The sequence below is a fragment of the Leptolyngbya sp. O-77 genome (assembly GCF_001548395.1).
Classification (GTDB): Bacteria; Cyanobacteriota; Cyanobacteriia; order Elainellales; family Elainellaceae; genus Thermoleptolyngbya.
This window is the reverse complement of record NZ_AP017367.1, coordinates 1583169-1599332: the sequence shown is the minus strand read 5'-3', so window position 1 is coordinate 1599332 and position 16164 is coordinate 1583169. Positions and strand designations below refer to the sequence as shown.

14 protein-coding genes are annotated in these 16164 nt (G+C 58.5%); 9 read left to right on the top strand and 5 right to left on the bottom strand.

Annotated elements, in window-relative coordinates; all coding sequences use genetic code 11:
* Window positions 1-43 precede the first annotated feature (43 nt).
* Complete coding sequence (grxC, locus tag O77CONTIG1_RS06840; protein WP_068509172.1) at window positions 44-307, bottom strand: glutaredoxin 3; 264 nt, start codon at window positions 305-307, stop codon at window positions 44-46.
* 371 nt (window positions 308-678) lie between these two features.
* Between grxC and O77CONTIG1_RS06835 the strand changes: the two genes are divergently transcribed.
* From O77CONTIG1_RS06835 to mnmE, 6 genes are all read left to right on the top strand, one after another.
* Window positions 679-1908, top strand: coding sequence for a sulfite exporter TauE/SafE family protein (locus tag O77CONTIG1_RS06835; RefSeq protein ID WP_068509170.1), 1230 nt, complete (start codon window positions 679-681; stop codon window positions 1906-1908).
* Window positions 1880-2350, top strand: coding sequence for a hypothetical protein (locus O77CONTIG1_RS06830; protein WP_068509168.1), 471 nt, complete (start codon window positions 1880-1882; stop codon window positions 2348-2350). The genes O77CONTIG1_RS06835 and O77CONTIG1_RS06830 overlap by 29 nt, the downstream gene beginning before the upstream one ends.
* An 83-nt stretch (window positions 2351-2433) precedes the next feature.
* The gene (locus tag O77CONTIG1_RS06825; protein ID WP_068509166.1) at window positions 2434-3300 is read left to right on the top strand and encodes a DUF6671 family protein; all 867 of its coding nucleotides are present in this window, start codon (window positions 2434-2436) and stop codon (window positions 3298-3300) included.
* A 215-nt stretch (window positions 3301-3515) separates the two neighbouring features.
* Window positions 3516-4481, top strand: coding sequence for a transposase (locus tag O77CONTIG1_RS06820; protein ID WP_084781952.1), 966 nt, complete (start codon window positions 3516-3518; stop codon window positions 4479-4481).
* Between the two features lie 52 nt (window positions 4482-4533).
* The gene (locus tag O77CONTIG1_RS06815) at window positions 4534-4899 is read left to right on the top strand and encodes a sensor histidine kinase (protein WP_068509164.1); all 366 of its coding nucleotides are present in this window, start codon (window positions 4534-4536) and stop codon (window positions 4897-4899) included.
* A 95-nt stretch (window positions 4900-4994) separates the two neighbouring features.
* Entirely contained in the window at window positions 4995-6407 is a 1413-nt protein-coding gene (gene mnmE, locus O77CONTIG1_RS06810) for a tRNA uridine-5-carboxymethylaminomethyl(34) synthesis GTPase MnmE (protein WP_068509162.1), read from the top strand.
* A gap of 144 nt (window positions 6408-6551) precedes the next feature.
* Here the strand turns inward: mnmE and O77CONTIG1_RS06805 are convergent, their stop codons facing one another.
* Both O77CONTIG1_RS06805 and glmU read right to left on the bottom strand, forming a co-directional pair.
* Window positions 6552-8291, bottom strand: a complete 1740-nt coding sequence (locus O77CONTIG1_RS06805) for a hypothetical protein (protein WP_156435007.1) — start codon at window positions 8289-8291, stop codon at window positions 6552-6554.
* Between the two features lie 77 nt (window positions 8292-8368).
* A complete protein-coding gene (glmU, locus tag O77CONTIG1_RS06800) occupies window positions 8369-9739 on the bottom strand; it encodes a bifunctional UDP-N-acetylglucosamine diphosphorylase/glucosamine-1-phosphate N-acetyltransferase GlmU (RefSeq protein WP_068509158.1) in 1371 nt (456 codons plus the stop codon).
* Window positions 9740-10049: 310 nt separating this feature from the next.
* Here glmU and O77CONTIG1_RS06795 point away from each other — a divergent pair, with 310 nt between their 5' ends.
* Window positions 10050-12356, top strand: a complete 2307-nt coding sequence (locus O77CONTIG1_RS06795) for a Tex family protein (RefSeq protein WP_068509156.1) — start codon at window positions 10050-10052, stop codon at window positions 12354-12356.
* On the opposite strand, the gene O77CONTIG1_RS06790 is transcribed toward O77CONTIG1_RS06795, so the two are convergent.
* On the bottom strand, window positions 12328-12936 hold the full coding sequence (locus O77CONTIG1_RS06790; RefSeq protein WP_068509153.1) for an ACP phosphodiesterase: 609 nt from the start codon (window positions 12934-12936) through the stop codon (window positions 12328-12330). The genes O77CONTIG1_RS06795 and O77CONTIG1_RS06790 overlap by 29 nt on opposite strands.
* Window positions 12933-13838 (bottom strand): DMT family transporter, encoded by a 906-nt coding sequence (locus tag O77CONTIG1_RS06785; protein WP_084782292.1) that lies wholly within the window; start codon window positions 13836-13838, stop codon window positions 12933-12935. The genes O77CONTIG1_RS06790 and O77CONTIG1_RS06785 overlap by 4 nt, the downstream gene beginning before the upstream one ends.
* 116 nt (window positions 13839-13954) lie before the next feature.
* On the opposite strand from O77CONTIG1_RS06785, the gene O77CONTIG1_RS06780 reads away from it, so the two are divergent.
* Together O77CONTIG1_RS06780 and cobT are read left to right on the top strand one after the other, a co-directional pair.
* Entirely contained in the window at window positions 13955-14779 is an 825-nt protein-coding gene (locus O77CONTIG1_RS06780; RefSeq protein WP_317134220.1) for a PD-(D/E)XK nuclease family protein, read from the top strand.
* The gene (cobT, locus tag O77CONTIG1_RS06775) at window positions 14776-15933 is read left to right on the top strand and encodes a nicotinate mononucleotide-dependent phosphoribosyltransferase CobT (protein WP_286132579.1); all 1158 of its coding nucleotides are present in this window, start codon (window positions 14776-14778) and stop codon (window positions 15931-15933) included. Before O77CONTIG1_RS06780 ends, cobT begins: the two co-directional genes overlap by 4 nt.
* Window positions 15934-16164 lie beyond the last annotated feature (231 nt).

Sequence of the window (16164 nt, the reverse complement as noted above, 5' to 3'; positions counted from 1 at the left end):
GCCCAGACATCAAGCCAGCGCTTTGCCCCTCCGCCTCTCTTGCTCAGACCCCTGCCAGCATTGCGTCTAGCTTGCCCTGCCGATCCAGCGCGTGCAGGTCGTCGCAGCCGCCAACGTGAACGCCATCAATGAAGATCTGCGGCAGGGAACGGCGACCGTTGGCACGGTCTGCCATTTCGGCGCGGGCGGCTTCATCGCCGTCGATGCAATATTCCGTAAAGTCCACGCCCTTCTTATTCAGCAGAGCCTTGGCGCGAATGCAAAACGGACAGGTACTCCAAGTGTAAATTTCAACGTTCGCCGTCATAGGTTGCCTCAAGTTAGCAATATTTCTTCATCTTACCGCTGCCGATCCACAGGAAGATATCTCGCAGCAGCCTCAGCCTCACCACGGTTGCTGGACGGGGAACTGCCCCAGCTAATTTCCCCCCGCCGTCTAGCCGTCTAACTTTGACAGCTCGTCTTTTGACATCCCACGGGACGGTCGTTAGGGTAGAAGAGCCTCGAAACGTCAAGGGCGATCGCGCCGTTTGGCCCCTTTCACCTGACATCAGCCTTATGTCTAGAGTTCTCTCGTCTAGAATCCTCATGTTTGGAGCCATGAAATTCTGGTGCCTTGGGAATTGCTAGCACTTCGGAATGTATTTCGTTGCAGCATACAGGTTTCGTTGAGCAGGCATGGTGGATCTGCTGCTAGTCATGACCCTGGGGTTTCTGGGGAGTTTTGGACACTGTGTGGGAATGTGCGGCCCGTTGACGGCGGCGTTTTCCCTGGCAAAGGTGCAGGACAAGCCCCCGACCCCCTGGCAGCAGTTTATTTTTCACGTCCTCTTGAACATGGGGCGCATTCTCAGCTATGCGCTGGTGGGGCTGGCAATCGGTGCAGTCGGCTCGGTCGTGCTGGCTGGCGGGCAAATCGCGGGCGTAGGTAGTCTGTTCAGGCGGCTGATGGCGCTGCTCACGGGCGGACTGCTGGTGTGGTTTGGGCTGGTGCAGATTGCGCCGAGCCTGCTGCCCAGGGTGCCGCTGCTGCATCCCCTGATAGCGGGCAGGCTGCACGAGCGGCTCGGTCGCCTGATGCAGCGACTCGGCAAACGCTCCCATGTGGCTACACCCCTGCTGCTTGGCGCGGTTTGGGGTCTGTTTCCCTGCGGATTTCTCTACGCAGCCCAGATCAAGGCGGCCGACACGGGCAATCCCTGGCTGGGCAGCGCCACCATGCTAGCCTTTGGGCTGGGGACGCTGCCGACCATGCTGGGTGTGGGCACGTCTGCGGCGTGGCTGAGCGCCGATCAGCGCAGCCAGTTTTATCGACTGGGCGGCTGGGTGACGCTGAGCATTGGTATTGTGACGCTGCTGCGGACAGGCGACGCGATGACGGACTTCGCCGGCCACGCCAGTTTGCTCTGCCTGATGCTGGCGCTGGTGGCCCGACCCCTCAGCCGCCTGTGGGGTGGGCTGCTAAGGGTGCGGCGGGCGCTGGGCGTGGGGGCGTTTATATTGGCGGCGGCGCACACGCTGCACATGGCGGAACATACCTGGGGCTGGAACTGGCAGGCGATCGCCTTCATGCTGCCACAACACCAAGGGGCGATCGCCGTTGGAGCGGTTGCCCTGCTGGCGATGCTCCCCGCCGCCTTGACGAGCTTCGACCGGGCGCAAAAGTGGCTGGGGGAAACCTGGCGGCCACTGCACCTGCTTTCGGTTACTGCCCTGCTGCTGGCAACGATTCACGCGATCGCCATTGGTTCGACTTACCTGGGCGTGTCGGCCACAGGCTGGCACTGGGCAGGGGCGATCGCCCTCAGCGGGGCAACCCTCAGCGTCTTGCTGCTGCGCGGCCGCTGGGTCTGGAAAGGGTTTGGTCAGGAGGAATGGTATGCAGAATCCTGCTCTCGTCGTTCGTAATGCAAGCCTGCTAGCGCTGCTGGGTCTGTCGATGGCGGCAGGCAGGATTGGTCTGCCCCCCATCGATCCGGCCAGTGCCCATCAGGTGCAGGTGTCGGGCGAGGTCGGCGGCATGGTACATATCGAGCCGCGAGACAATCCCCGCGCCGGAGTTGCCAGCCAGGTCTGGTTTGCGCTGGCGCGACGCGGCGGCCAGACGATTCCCCTCTCCGCCTGCACCTGCCAGCTTGAGGTTTACGCCCGCCCGCGCCGCCAAGGGGATGCGCCCATTCTGTCGCCCACGCTGCAAGCCGTTTCCACCGAAGGTCGCCAGGGCATTCCCGGAGCCACCGTCACCTTCCCTCGCGCTGGCGCTTACGAGCTAGTCTTGCGCGGCCGCCCCGTCACGTCGGGGACGTTTACGCCGTTTGAACTGCGGTTTCCGGTGACGGTGGCCCAATAATGGGGACTGGCGGGATCGGTCATAGCGGGGCAGGTAAGGTAAAATAATGCCTCAGGACTTCACTCCTTCTCCCATGCTTCCCGATGTCTTCCCACTGGTTTACCGGACGCACGGCCATTTTGGCGACCATGCATCGCAAGGAGGCGGCGATCGCCCCTCTCCTCACGTCCGCCTTCGCGCTAGAAATCGTGGTTCCCGATGGGTTTGACAGCGACCAGTTTGGTACGTTTACCCGCGATATCAAGCGGCCGGCAGATCAGCTAGCGACGGCACGGCTCAAGGCAATGCACGCGCTGGAACATCTGGGGGCAGCGCTGGGAACAGAGTTGGCGATTGCCAGCGAGGGCAGCTTTGGGCCCCATCCGCTGATGCCCTACATGCCGCTCAATCGAGAACTGGTGCTATTGGTCGATCGGCGGCATGGGCTGGAGATCGCGGGCCACGCCGCTACGCCAGACACCAACTATAGCTATCAGCAGGTAGACAGCCTGGAGGCAGCGCTGAAATTTGCCCAATCGGCAGGGTTTCCCAGTCACGGGCTGGTGGTGATGCCTGCGGCAGAGGGCAGCGACCCCACGGAGATCCATAAGGGCATCACGCAGGAAGACCAGCTCCGAGAAATCGTGACCGCGACCCTCAAGCGCCACGGCCGCGCCCATCTGGAAACCGACATGCGGGCCATGATGAACCCCACGCGGATGAAGGCGATCGCCCTCGCGACGCAAGACCTGATCCGCAAGCTGCAACAGACTTGCCCCCAGTGCCATGCGCCCGGTTTCGATGTGGGCGATCGCCAGCCCGGATTGCCCTGCGCCCTTTGCCACGCGCCCACGAACCTGACGCTAGCCGCCCTCTACCGCTGCGCCCAGTGCGGCTTTACTGAAACCGTGCGCTATCCCGATGGGCAGGACTTTGCCGACCCCGCTCAGTGTGCCTACTGCAACCCCTAACCTGGGCGAAAAAGGGATCATTCCAGCAGTCCAAAGCAAGAGAATTTGGACGATTATGGTGCGATCGCCCTCTAAAAGGGAACTTTTAGAGATGATGTCGCTGCTTCGGGTTAATACTGCTCGTTCAGACCAGAAGTGTTGAAAGATAGATTAAGCGACGAAAAAAGGGACAGAATGCAGTATTCTGTCCCCTAGTAAACAAAAAATGATGCCTGATGATAGCCTCATTTCCGAAGCTTGTCAAATCGATCTTGATGCAGCTTTGTCCGCATGACTATCCCGTTTTGAACTCGCGCTTGTTCTTTGAAATCTGGTTGACCTTTGTGTTGGACAAGGGCTTAACCAGCATGAGAGACTTATTTTACCGCCTAAATCGTACAGGTGTTGAGGTCGATATATCCACCTTTTCTAAAGCTTGCAAAACTCGAACGGATGGGCACTTTTGTCGAATCTATGCACAGTTGATTGAGCAAGTAAAGCGCAAACAGCCGACCGCGGCTCAGATACTTTTTCCGATTGATTCAACCATCGTTACACTTACCAGCAAGCTATTTTGGCTGCAAGGATATCACCAAGTTAAATTACTGAATGGAATCAACTTAGAGCAAGGATATTCGAGTGAATGCTTGATTCATTTTGGGCAAGGACATGATGCAAAGTTTGCCGATTCGATTAGCACGATGATTCCCGAAAACGGCATCGGCATCATGGATAGAGGCTTCGCAAGCTGGGAATTTCTCGACCAAATGAGTCTCACTCAAACAAAGTTTGTGGTGCGAATCAAGAACAATATGAAGACTGAACTTGACCACGACCGTTACCGCGTGGTTTGGTTCTGTGATTTGGAGAGTCGGAGCGAGTTTCGTCTGGCAACTAATGTCAATGAGATGAGCGACGAAGAAATCAGTGATACCTATCGGCATCGTTGGCAAATTGAGGTGTTATGGAAGTTTCTCAAGATGCACTTAAAGCTCGATCGTCTCATCACCAAGAATGTGAATGGGGTGAGTATTCAGATTTATATGGTGCTCATCACGTATTTAATCTTATTGTTAATCGAAATTCCAGCATTCTATGGCAGTGAATTGCTCGACAAGTTTCGGTATTTACAACTGGAACTGAGCCGTCGCTGCTCAATGGTTCATTGGAGCTACGATCTGCTGCCCGAAACACTCGTATGACTCTTGTAAGCTAAAATGTAAAGTTTTCTATCTGGATTCAACACTTCTGTTTATGAACCTCTTGGCCAATGCCATTGATGCGCTGGATGAAGCCGCGCAACAGAGGACTTTTGCTGAGTTGGAATCCTTGCCGCAGACCATCACCATTCAAACCGCATTAACGCAATCCAATGCAATCGAAATTCGGATTCGAGACAATGGGAATGGCATTCCTGCGGCAATCAGAGACAAGATCTTTGATCATTTGTTTACGACCAAGGGAGTCGGTAAAGGAACGGGGCTAGGATTGGCGATCGCCCGTCAAATTGTCGTCGAAAAGCATGGCGGCAGCCTGGACGTTCAATCTGAGATGGGCTGGGGGACGGAGTTTTGCATCCGGTTGCCGATGGAGGTCAAGCTGTCGATAGGAGTCGAGTAGCGCATCACAGCGGTTCATCGCAGGTTAATCCACCCATTTGCGCGTTTGGGGGCAAGTGCCAGTAGATTGAAGAGAGCGTCCCTCGATTTCACGTCATGACGGCTCCTGCTCTGAAACAAGACACGATCGCGGCGATCGCCACAGCAATTGTTCCCGCTCAGGGCAGCGTGGGCATTGTGCGCCTGTCGGGAGCCGAGGCAGTGGCGATCGCCCGTACCCTATTCCACGCACCAGGACAGCAGGCGTGGGACAGCCACCGCATCCTCTACGGCTATGTGCGCCAGCCCCAGACCCAGACGGTGATTGACGAAGCGCTGCTATTGCTGATGCTGGCTCCGCGCTCCTACACCCGCGAAGACGTGGTGGAGTTTCACTGTCACGGCGGCATGATGGCGGTGCAGCAGGTATTGCAGGCTTGCCTGGACTGTGGGGCGCGGCTGGCAGAGCCGGGAGAGTTCACGCTGCGGGCCTTTCTCAACGGGCGCATTGATCTAACGCAAGCCGAGAGCATTGCCGATCTGGTGGGAGCGCGATCGCCCCAAGCGGCCCAGTCCGCCCTCGCCAGCCTGCAAGGAAAGCTCGCCCAGCCCATCCGCCAGCTTCGGGCGACCTGCCTCGACATTCTGGCCGAAGTAGAAGCCCGCATCGACTTTGAAGACGACCTGCCGCCGCTGGATGAAGCCCTAATTAAAACCCAACTGGCGCAAGTTCTTGCCCAAGTGACGGCGCTCCTCGACACGGCAGACCGGGGCGAACTGTTGCGGAGCGGGCTAAAAGTGGCGATTGTCGGTCGCCCAAATGTCGGCAAATCTAGCCTGCTGAATGCCTGGAGCCGGAGCGATCGCGCCATTGTGACGGAGCTTCCGGGGACGACCCGTGATGTGGTCGAGTCGCAGTTGGTCGTCGGCGGCATCCCCATCCAGGTGCTCGACACCGCTGGCATCCGCGAGGCCGAAGATGTGGTTGAGCAAATTGGGGTAGCGCGATCGCGCCAGGCCGCCCAAGCCGCCGATCTGGTGTTGCTGACCATCGACGCTGCCCAGGGCTGGACGGCCGCAGACCAGGAAATCTATGAGCAGGTCAAGGGGCGATCGCTGATTTTGGTGGTAAACAAGGTTGATCTGGTGGCTGGGAATGGCGGAGTGGCGGAGTTTTGGAGCGATCGCGCTTTTCCGCCGCCCCCGCCCGCTCTGCCCACGGTTTACACCGCTGCCGCCCAAAATCACGGCATCGACGCACTGGAGCAAGCGATTCTGACCATTGCCCAGGCTGGCAAGCTCACGGCCGCGAACCTCGACCTGGCAATCAACCAGCGCCAGTCTGCTGCGCTCACCCGCGCCAAAACTGCCCTCCAGCAGGTGCAAGATACCATTGCTCAGCAACTCCCGCTGGACTTTTGGAGCATTGATCTACGGATCGCCATCCAGTCTTTGGGTGAAATCACGGGCGAAGACGTGACCGAATCTGTCCTCGATCGCATCTTTAGTCGTTTTTGCATTGGTAAGTGAGATTGATTTTGGATTTGCGGTTTTGGATTTGCAGTTTTGGATTTGCCAGTCAAACGTCTGCGGGACTTCCAGCAATTTCAGCGGTCGCGTCGCGTTTGAGGCTCATTTCCAGTCTCCTGCGGCAATTCAAAATTCCTGAAACGGCTACTGTCCAACCGTTTGCACCGGGAGGATGGGCTGTCCCTGCATCTGCTGCATGATGTGCTGCTGGAGCATTTGCTGTTGCAAGAGTTGCTGCTGCATCATCCGCCGTTGTGCCATCTGCTGCTGGGCCATTTGGTATTGCGCCATTTGTTGGGGAGTCAGCGCTTGTTGCGGAATTTGCTGTGGAACCTGCTGTGGGATGGGTCGCGGAGCGATCGCCTGCGTGGGCTGCGTGACGGGCTGGGTGTCGGGCGCGGCAGAGGGGTCTGCGATTTGAGGCATGGGCTGGGCGGGCTGATTGGCGGCTTGGGCGATCGCCGCTTCTAGGTCCGTTTTGATTTTCTCTACCCGCGGCTCATACAGGGCTAGCAGGCGTTCTGCTTCAAACATGGCGCTGGTGTTGGGTGGCACCTGCCGCAACCGCGCCAGGCCTGCTTCCCAGGTGGCGACCACCGCTTCGGCCAGGTCAGGGCGCTTCTGACGAATGGCATGCTGCTGCCGCTCCCAGGCCAGCTTTAGCAACTGCTTGGCTTCGGCGAGGCGCTGTCCGGCTGTCTCCTCTTGCTGAAGCCGGGTTTGCGCCAGGGCTAGCCGATCCCGATAGTCCTGAAGTTTAGCGGTGGCTGTTGCATAAAACGGGCTGGCAACGGGTACGGCTTCAAGCTGCTGAATCGCGGCTTCCCACTGGTTGCAAATCCACTGCCAAGTCTGGAGGCTGAGAACCGGAGCTTCGCTGGCCTGGGTAGCGGCGATCGCCCACTGCTCTGCCTGCATCAGCCTACTCAGCACCTCATTTTCCGGCTGATATTGCTGGCGCAGCTTGCTGGAGGTTTGCCGATGGCGCGACCAAATGGGCACGGTGTCCAGCAGGTCGATTGCCCCCGTGAGGTACTGCTGGGCGGCGGCCAGGTCGGGTGAAGCAGGGGCCTGCGCGACAACGGTAAACGACTTGCTGCCCAAAGATTCCGCCGTTTCCAACTGGGGGCACGCGCCGAGGGTGCAGGGCTGCGTCAGCACGTAGCTGCCCAGCGCCAATCCGACGGCTCCAATGCCCGCTATCAGCAGGCGATGGTCTGCTCCTGCATCGGCACTCCTTTGAGGAGTCTGGTGAGGAGTCTGGGCAGATTTAGAGGCTGGTGGAACCGTTTTTTGAACAGATTGAACAAGGGGGCGGCTGGTGGCTGGCGGGATTGGCTGAGCCTTGGTGTGGGCAGACGGTGCAACAGACGCGGGCTTGGGAATAGGAATGGTCGCTGGTGGGGCGATTGCCCCGGTTCCCGGAATGGCACGGGCAGCAAGCCCCGATAGCACGGGCTTGGGTAGGGGCTGGTTGAGGAAAAACTGTCGGCGCATGTAGGGTTTGGGCTGGCCAACAATCCGCAGATACAGCCCGACCTGTTGAATCGAGCGAATCTGGAGGGCGTGGATGCGGGCTTCGAGAAGCTGCAACACCTGGCGCGGGTCTAGCGACATATCGGTGCGGTGGTTGCCCACCACCAGCAGGCGATCGCCCTGGAGGGCACAGCGCACTGCAACGGCCAATTGACGCTGGCGAAAAAAGGCTTCTAGCGTGCGGCCTAGCTCTTCGACAGAGAGAGAAATCTCGGTCGTGGAAGGGTCAGTCGTGCGATCGCTGGGGGAAAGTGTCGCCTGCATAGTCGCCTGCTTTTGATCCTGGGTGAACTCGGCGGTTCTGGTGAAAACGGTGGGGGAACTCGTGCCGGAATGTCCACCCGCCACCAGGGTTTATACAGATATTCTTCCCAGCGATCGCGCCTCCGGATCATTCACGGAGCAGAATCTTGGGATTCCTTAGCTCAGGGTGCTGGCGCATCCGAGGCAGCCGTGAGCCGCCAGCCCGGTTTCACCACCTGGCGCGAGCGGGCGATCGCCAGACAATCGTCCGGCAAATCTTCGGTGATCACCGATCCAGCGGCAATGGTCACATCGGCTCCTACCGTCACAGGCGCAACCAAGACGCTGTTTGACCCAGTTTTTGTGCGATCGCCAATGACCGTCGGATGCTTCTTTACGCCGTCGTAGTTAGCGGTGATTGTCCCTGCGCCAATGTTCACTTTCGTACCTAGGGTGGCATCACCCAGGTAAGATAAGTGTGCGACATTCGTGCGATCGCCCAGCGTGGACTTTTTTAGCTCCACAAAGTTGCCAATGCGGCAGCCGGTGCCCACCTGTACATGGCCCCGCAGGTGCGCGTAGGGGCCAATGCGGGTGTCTGCTTGCACGGTGCTATCCGACACAACGGAATATAGCACCGTCACGCGATCGCCCAGCGTGCTGTTTTCGATCAGGCTACCAGGTCCAATGCGGCTGCCCGCACCAATTGTGGTCTTACCCCGCAGGTGGCATTGGGGTTCAATAACGACATCTGGGCCGAGCGTCACTGTGTCATCGATTGTGATACTGGCGGGGTCAATTAGCGTCACGCCTCCCATCATCCAGGCGTTCTTCACTCGCGTTTGCAGGATGTCATACGCAGTAGACAACTGCCGTCGATCGTTAATTCCTAAAATTTCCTGATAATCATCTACATCCACGGCCATAACGGGTGACATCATACTCACCACATCCGTCAGGTAATATTCCTGCTGATCGTTATCAGCGCTTAGCTTGGGCAGCGCTTCCGCCAAATCTGCCCAGCGAAAACAGTAGACTCCGGCATTGATGCGGCGGTTTTGCTTTTGGGCAGCCGTACAGTCCCGATCTTCTACAATTGCGTCACGCGGGTTGCTGCCATCGCAAAATACCCGTCCATAACCCTTCGGCTCCGGCAGATGCGCTGTTAACAGGGTAGCGGCATTCTCTGCTGCGCGATGGGTATCCAGCAAATTTTTCAGCGTTTCCGGGCGCAGCAGCGGTACGTCGCCATTCAGCACCAGCACGTCGCCAGCAAACCCGTCGAGATGGGGAATAATCTGCTGCACCGCATGGCCCGTGCCCAACTGTTCCCGCTGCTCTACAAACTCCACCCCTGGAACCGCGCTGAGAGACTCTCGCACGCGATCGCCCCCATAGCCCACGATTACCAACTGGCGATCGGGCTGCACCGCTGCCAAACTGTCTAACACCCGCTCGACGAGCGATCGCCCACCCAAATCATGCAGCACCTTCGGAAGGTCTGACTTCATTCGCGTTCCCCGGCCCGCCGCCAAAATTGCTACCGCTAACATGCTGCCTAGCTTTCTGTAGTCTCTGCTTGTAACCTGCGTGATTCAGACTTCATTGACTGGAATTCAGCTTCCCAACCCCACAGTGGAGTATACCGCGCTTCGGTCGGTGTATTTCTGAGAACTCCCTCAAGCACGATTGATGATAATGCATGATACAGACGACTTGAATCATGCTGTGTCGATAACCCCCAATCCCCAATCCTCAATCCCCAATCCCCAATCCCCAATCCCAAATCCCCCCCCACTCCTGCCTCCGCTCAACACTTCGGTATAGTGAGAAATGCACGTCGCGTTTCTTCACAGTTCACCCATGATCGATATTCCCAAACTGCTCGCCCAGGAGCTATCGCTCAAGCCATTTCAGGTAGAAAATGCGCTGGCGCTGTTTGCAGAAGGGGCAACCATCCCCTTTGTGGCACGATATCGCAAGGAGCGCACGGGCGAACTGAACGAGATTCAGCTCAGGGAACTGGCCGATCGCCATGCCTACCTGACGGAACTGCAAGAACGCAAGCAGACGGTGCTAAAGGCGATCGCCGACCAGGGCAAACTCACCGACGACCTCCAGGCACAGATCGAGCAGTGCTTATCGAAAACCGAGCTAGAAGACCTGTATCTGCCCTATCGCCCCAAGCGCCGCACCCGCGCCACCATTGCCCGCGAAAAGGGGCTAGAGCCGCTGTCCCAGTGGATTGAGTCGTTGAATCATCCCAACGCGCCCCAGGCAGATTTAGCCGCCGAAGCCGCGAAGTATGTTGATTCTGAAAAAGGCGTGAAAACGCCGCAGGAAGCGTTGCAGGGCGCGTCGGATATCCTGGCAGAAGCAGTAGCCGATCGGGCCGACCTGCGATCGCACCTGCGGCAATTTTTCCTGAATTCCGGCAGCTTCGAGTCGCGCATCAAACCCGATTTCCCCGAAGGCAGCACCAAATTCGAGATGTATCGTACCTACGCCGCGCCCGTGAGTAAGATCCAGCCACACAACCTATTGGCGCTGCTGCGGGGCGAAAGCGAGGATGTACTGACGCTGAACCTGACCTTCGACGAAGACGAGGTGCAGAGCTACCTAGAGCGCGAAGTGATTCGCACCAAGGCCAAGCCCGTGCGCGAGTTTTATCAGGCGATGCTGCGGGATGCCTTTGGGCGGCTGATGCAGACCTCCCTCACCAGTGAAGTGATTGCCGAGAAGAAGCAGTGGGCGGATATCGAATCCATCAAAACCTTTGAGGCAAACCTGCGGGAACTGCTGTTGGCGGCCCCTGCGGGCATGAAGCCGACGCTGGCCATTGACCCCGGCTTTCGCACGGGCTGTAAGGTAGCGGTGATTGACCAGACGGGTAAGTTTCTGGAATATCAGACCATCTTTCCCCACACAGGCGAGGGGCAGCGGGAAAAAGCGGGGCGATCGCTCCTTGACCTGATTCGCAAATACCAGGTTGAGCTAATCGCCATTGGCAACGGTACTGCCAGCCGCGAAACGGATGCGTTTGTGAATGAAGTGGTGAAGTCGCTCGATCACAAGCCTGTGAAAGTGATTGTGAACGAAGCTGGTGCATCGATTTACTCTGCCAGTCAGGTGGCGATCGCCGAATTTCCTGATCTGGATCTGACGGTGCGTGGAGCCGTCAGCATCGGCCGCCGATTGCAAGATCCCCTAGCAGAACTGGTAAAGATCGACCCCAAGTCTATCGGTGTGGGTCAATATCAGCACGATGTGGATCAAAAGCTGCTCAAGAAAAAGCTGGATGAAACGGTCGAAAGCTGTGTTAACTACGTGGGCGTGGATCTCAACACTGCCTCCAAAGAACTGCTGAGCTACGTCTCCGGCATTTCCAGCGCTGTTGCCAACAACATCGTGCAATATCGCAACCAAAACGGCGCGTTTCGCAATCGCCGCGAACTGCTAAAAGTCTCTAAGCTGGGCCCCAAAGCGTTTGAGCAGGCAGCCGGGTTCCTCCGCATCCGCAATGGCGACAATCCGCTGGACAATACGGCCGTCCATCCTGAAAGCTATGGTGTTGTAGAGGCGATCGCCAAGGATCTCGGCATCCCGCTAGATCAAGTGACCAAGGCAGGAGAACGTCTGAAAACTCTCTCTCTCCAGCGTTACGTCACCGACACCATCGGCGAACCTACCCTGCGCGACATCCTTGCAGAGTTAGAAAAACCTGGCCGCGACCCGCGTGCCCAATTCACCTACGCCACCTTTCGCGAAGACATTCAGGAAATCGGCGATCTCAAGGTCGGCATGACGCTCGAAGGCGTGATCACCAACGTCGCAAACTTTGGCGCATTCGTGGATATCGGCGTTCACCAAGACGGTCTGATTCATGTCTCGCAACTGGCCGATCGGTTTGTCAAAGATCCGAAAGAGGTGGTGAAAGTGGGGCAGATCGTCACCGTGCGCGTGCTGGAGGTGAACGAAGCGCTGAAGCGCATTAGCCTGTCGATGCGTTCCGATGCAGGTTCCACCGAAGGGGTCTCTAGGAGCAGCCCACCGCCAAACCGCAAGCCCCAACCCAAGGGCACAAAGCAAGTGTCACAGCCGACCAATGCTGAACCGAAAACTGGCGCAACGCTGGAAGACCTTAAGGCAAAATTTGGTCGCAAGCGTTAAGGCTGGCGATTTTCTGCTGCACGTCGTGGGTGAGCAGCGGGAAAAACTGGTGAAAGTCTTGCGCTAGCGCATCGTAGTGGTGTTGCAAGACGCAAATGCTGGAGGCAAGGAGGGGCGATCGCCGCGATCGCCTTGCCATCCGTTCCAAAATCATCGCGATGCCCGACACCTGCCGATAGGCAGTCAGCCAGTCGCCTGTCACCATAAACGGCAGCGCCCGCTGGAGCGACGGCGGCAGCAGCGCTTGATACTGCTGCAAATCGGCGTAGACCCCCTGCACAAACGCTTCTAGCGTTCCTACCCCATAGGTTTGCCAGTAAACCGCCAGGAAATGGTCGTAGAACACATCCACCAGCACCCCCGCCAGTCGGCAGTAGGGCGGCTCTACCCGCGCCTTGCTCTGGCGGACGATGGGATGGCGATCGGTGTAGGTGTCGATCTGGCGATGCAGCGCAATGCCTCGCTGAATGGTGGGATGGAGCGATCGCACGTCTGCTCCTTTGAGGAAATCGCCCGCCAGGTTGCCAAGACGGGCCAGCGGGTCGGGTTCGGAGAGCAGCAGGTGAGCGAGGTAGTTCATGCTCTAGGGCGCAATTGGCTCAGCAGCGTGGCCGCCAAAATCACCCCACCCCCCAGCCAGCCGCGCAGGCCCCAGCGTTCGCCCAGCCACCAGAAGGCAAACAGCGAGGCAAAGACAGGTTCTAGCGTGTAAAGAATGGCGGCTTCGGTGGCGGACAGGTGGCGCTGGGCGCTGGCCTGGGTCCAGGTGGTCAGTGCAGTGGCGAAGAGTCCTAGATACAGCACCACGGCGGCGCTGGCAATCAGGGCGGCGGTTTGCAGGGCGATGTGCGGGGCGGCCCACAGTAGACTCAGGAGGGCGATCGCCACCAGTTGCACCATCGTCAAGGCAGTTGCGCTATACCGCTGCACAATTCGCTCCACTCGCAGAATATACACCGCCCAGCAGGCTGCACAGCCCAGCACCCACAGGTCGCCCACCCCCAGCGACCCACCCTCCCAGGACAGCAGCCCTACCCCAGCCAAAGCCAGAACAGCGGCGATCGCCACCCGGATCGAAATCTTGCGCCCCAGTAGTCGCGCAAAAATTGGCACTAAAATCACGTTCAGGCTAGTAATAAACGCCGCTCGGCTGGCTGGAGCCGTTTCCAACCCGATCGCCTGCGTCAAAAATGCGCCAAACATGATGACACTCACCCCAATGCCGTCGAGAACCAGTCCTTGACTGAGGCGCGATGGGGGAGCTGCTGCCTCATCAGCCCGCGATACAGAACGCAGGCGCATTGCTACAACGGGTGAGAGGGCGATCGCCCCCACCACAAACCGCGCCATCACCAACACCGACGGCGATAGCGTCCCCAGCGAAGTCTTAATCAGCGGAAAGGTAGAACCCCAGATGACATTTGATAGCACCAGAATAAAAATGCTCCACTGCCGAGCCGTTACCTTTGGCATCCTTGGCATGACCAACGAACTCCCCCCTCTACCCCTACCCTACCCTCTCTACTCTATCCCTAGTGCATCCGAACTCTACCTAAAACCCATATCTAGTGTCATCATATAAAAACCCTCTGGGTCTGTTGAGTTTCTGTCGCATTTCTACAGTCCGCATGACCTACTCGCTCTCCGCTGCCAAGCTGCAAAGCTACTACCGCTGTCCGCTCGCCTACTACTTTCGCTATGAGCGCAAGCTGCCGGGGGCGGCGTTTTTTAGCTCCGCAGCGCTGGGAACGTCGCTGCATCAGGCCCTAGCGCAAATCTACGACGACTGGCATTATCAAGACCCGATTCCCCGCTTGGACTGGGTGGAGTATTGCTGGAACCAGCACAGCAGCGGCCTAACACCAGCCCAAGCGAGCGAAGGGCGACGCATCCTGCAACGCTACTATAACGGCTTTATTGCAAATCAAAGCGCAATTCGGCGGCCGCTAGCGGTAGAAGGGCGCATCCAGGGGACGCTGCGGGTGCAGGATTTGGAGTTTACGCTATCGGGTCGCTATGACCGAATCGACTGGCTGGAGGACGGGCTGGAGCTAATCGACTATAAATCCAGCAAGGATAGTGAGGCGCTATTACCCGATGAAATCGATTTGCAAATCGGGTTATATTACCTGGCACTGGAGCAGCGCTATCAAAAGCACCTGAAGCAACTTAGCTTATTGTATCTACGGACGGGCGAGAAGGTTAGCTACACAGTCACGCCCGACCATCGCCAGCAGGTGGAGTCGATTATCGGCAAACTAGCGCTGCAACTGCGGCAAGACCGTTCCTGGACTCCGTTTCCGGGTGAACAGTGCGATCGCTGCGCCTATGCCCGCTATTGCCCCGCCGCCCGCGCCAATCCCGAACCGCTGCCCGAAGAGGCCCAGCCAGAGCCGGGGTTGCAGCTTGTGCTGAGCCTGTGAAACCGAAGCGCAATTTGGCAATGAGGGCGATGGGGGTTGGGTTGACCTGGCCACGCTGCTACGGAAACACCGCACAGGGCGATCGCTGGCTTCGGCAGTTTCAGGGAGCGCGATCGCAGTTTGCCTGCGTGCTAGGGTTTACCGAGACGGGTCTGATTCCGGGCATTTCCGCTGCGGGCGCTACACCCGCCGATCGAGAATGGACGGCGATCGCCGATGCCGAATTTCTCTACCACGGGCCTCAGCCCAATCCCCAGTTTCCGCTGCCGCCCCTGACGGCGGGCGCATCGCCGACGCTGATTTCGCGGGCGGTGGTGGAAGGCTTTCACGTACCGCTGCATTTGCTCAACGCCGGACTGCGCCACGCGCCGACCGTTCCCTGCATCGACCTGGGCGGCATGCCGGCCCGCTGCGTATCGACTGGTGCGGCGCTGGATTTACCAACGGTGCTGCGGCTGCTGCAAGCGGGACTGGACTGGGGCGATCGCCTCGCTCAAGCACAACCCGATGCTTACTTACTGATTGGCGAATGCGTTGTGGGTGGCACCACCACTGCGCTCTCGGTGCTGACGGGACTAGGCTGGGCCGCCGCAGGTAAGGTCAACAGCAGCCATCCTACCTGCAACCATGCCCAAAAGTGGGATATCGTATCCGCCGGGTTAAATCGGGCATTGGAACAGGGAACGCTCGCACCAGATAATCCCGACCCGCTAGCCGTGGCGGCGGCCGTGGGCGACCCGATGCAGATTGCCGTCGCAGGGATGGCGATCGCCGCCAGTCAAGTCACCGGAGTCTTGCTGGCAGGCGGCACGCAAATGCTAGCGGTCTACGCGCTGATGCAATCGCTCCAGCGCCATCACGGGCTGGACTGGAACGCAGAACAGGTGGCAGTGGGCACGACGCGCTGGGTCGCCGAAGACCCCACGGGCGACACAGCAGGATTGGCCACCGACCTGAATGCGCCGCTGCTGGCCACACCGCTGAGTTTCGCCACCTCACGCTACGCCAGCCTGCGGGCCTACGAGCAGGGCTATGTCAAAGAAGGGGTGGGAGCCGGGGGATGTGCGATCGCCGCTCACCTGCTGGGCTGGCACAATGCCGACTTGCTCAGCGCCGTGGAGTCCCTGCTGCACCGCACCGGAAAAGCAACCTAGAATGAGGAATCAACCCGTTCGTCAAGGCACTGACATACTTGAGACAGCAAACTTACTGCCCTCATCCCCCCAACCCCTTCTCCCCGCTTTGGGAGAAGGGGGAGCCAGACATAGGTTGAAGTCCCTCTCCCGCTCCGGAAGAGGGATTTAGGGTGAGGGCTGAAATTGCTGCGTGAAGTATATTAGTGCCTTCGTCAACGCTAGATCGCCAGAATCGATCTGCCTGTTTGA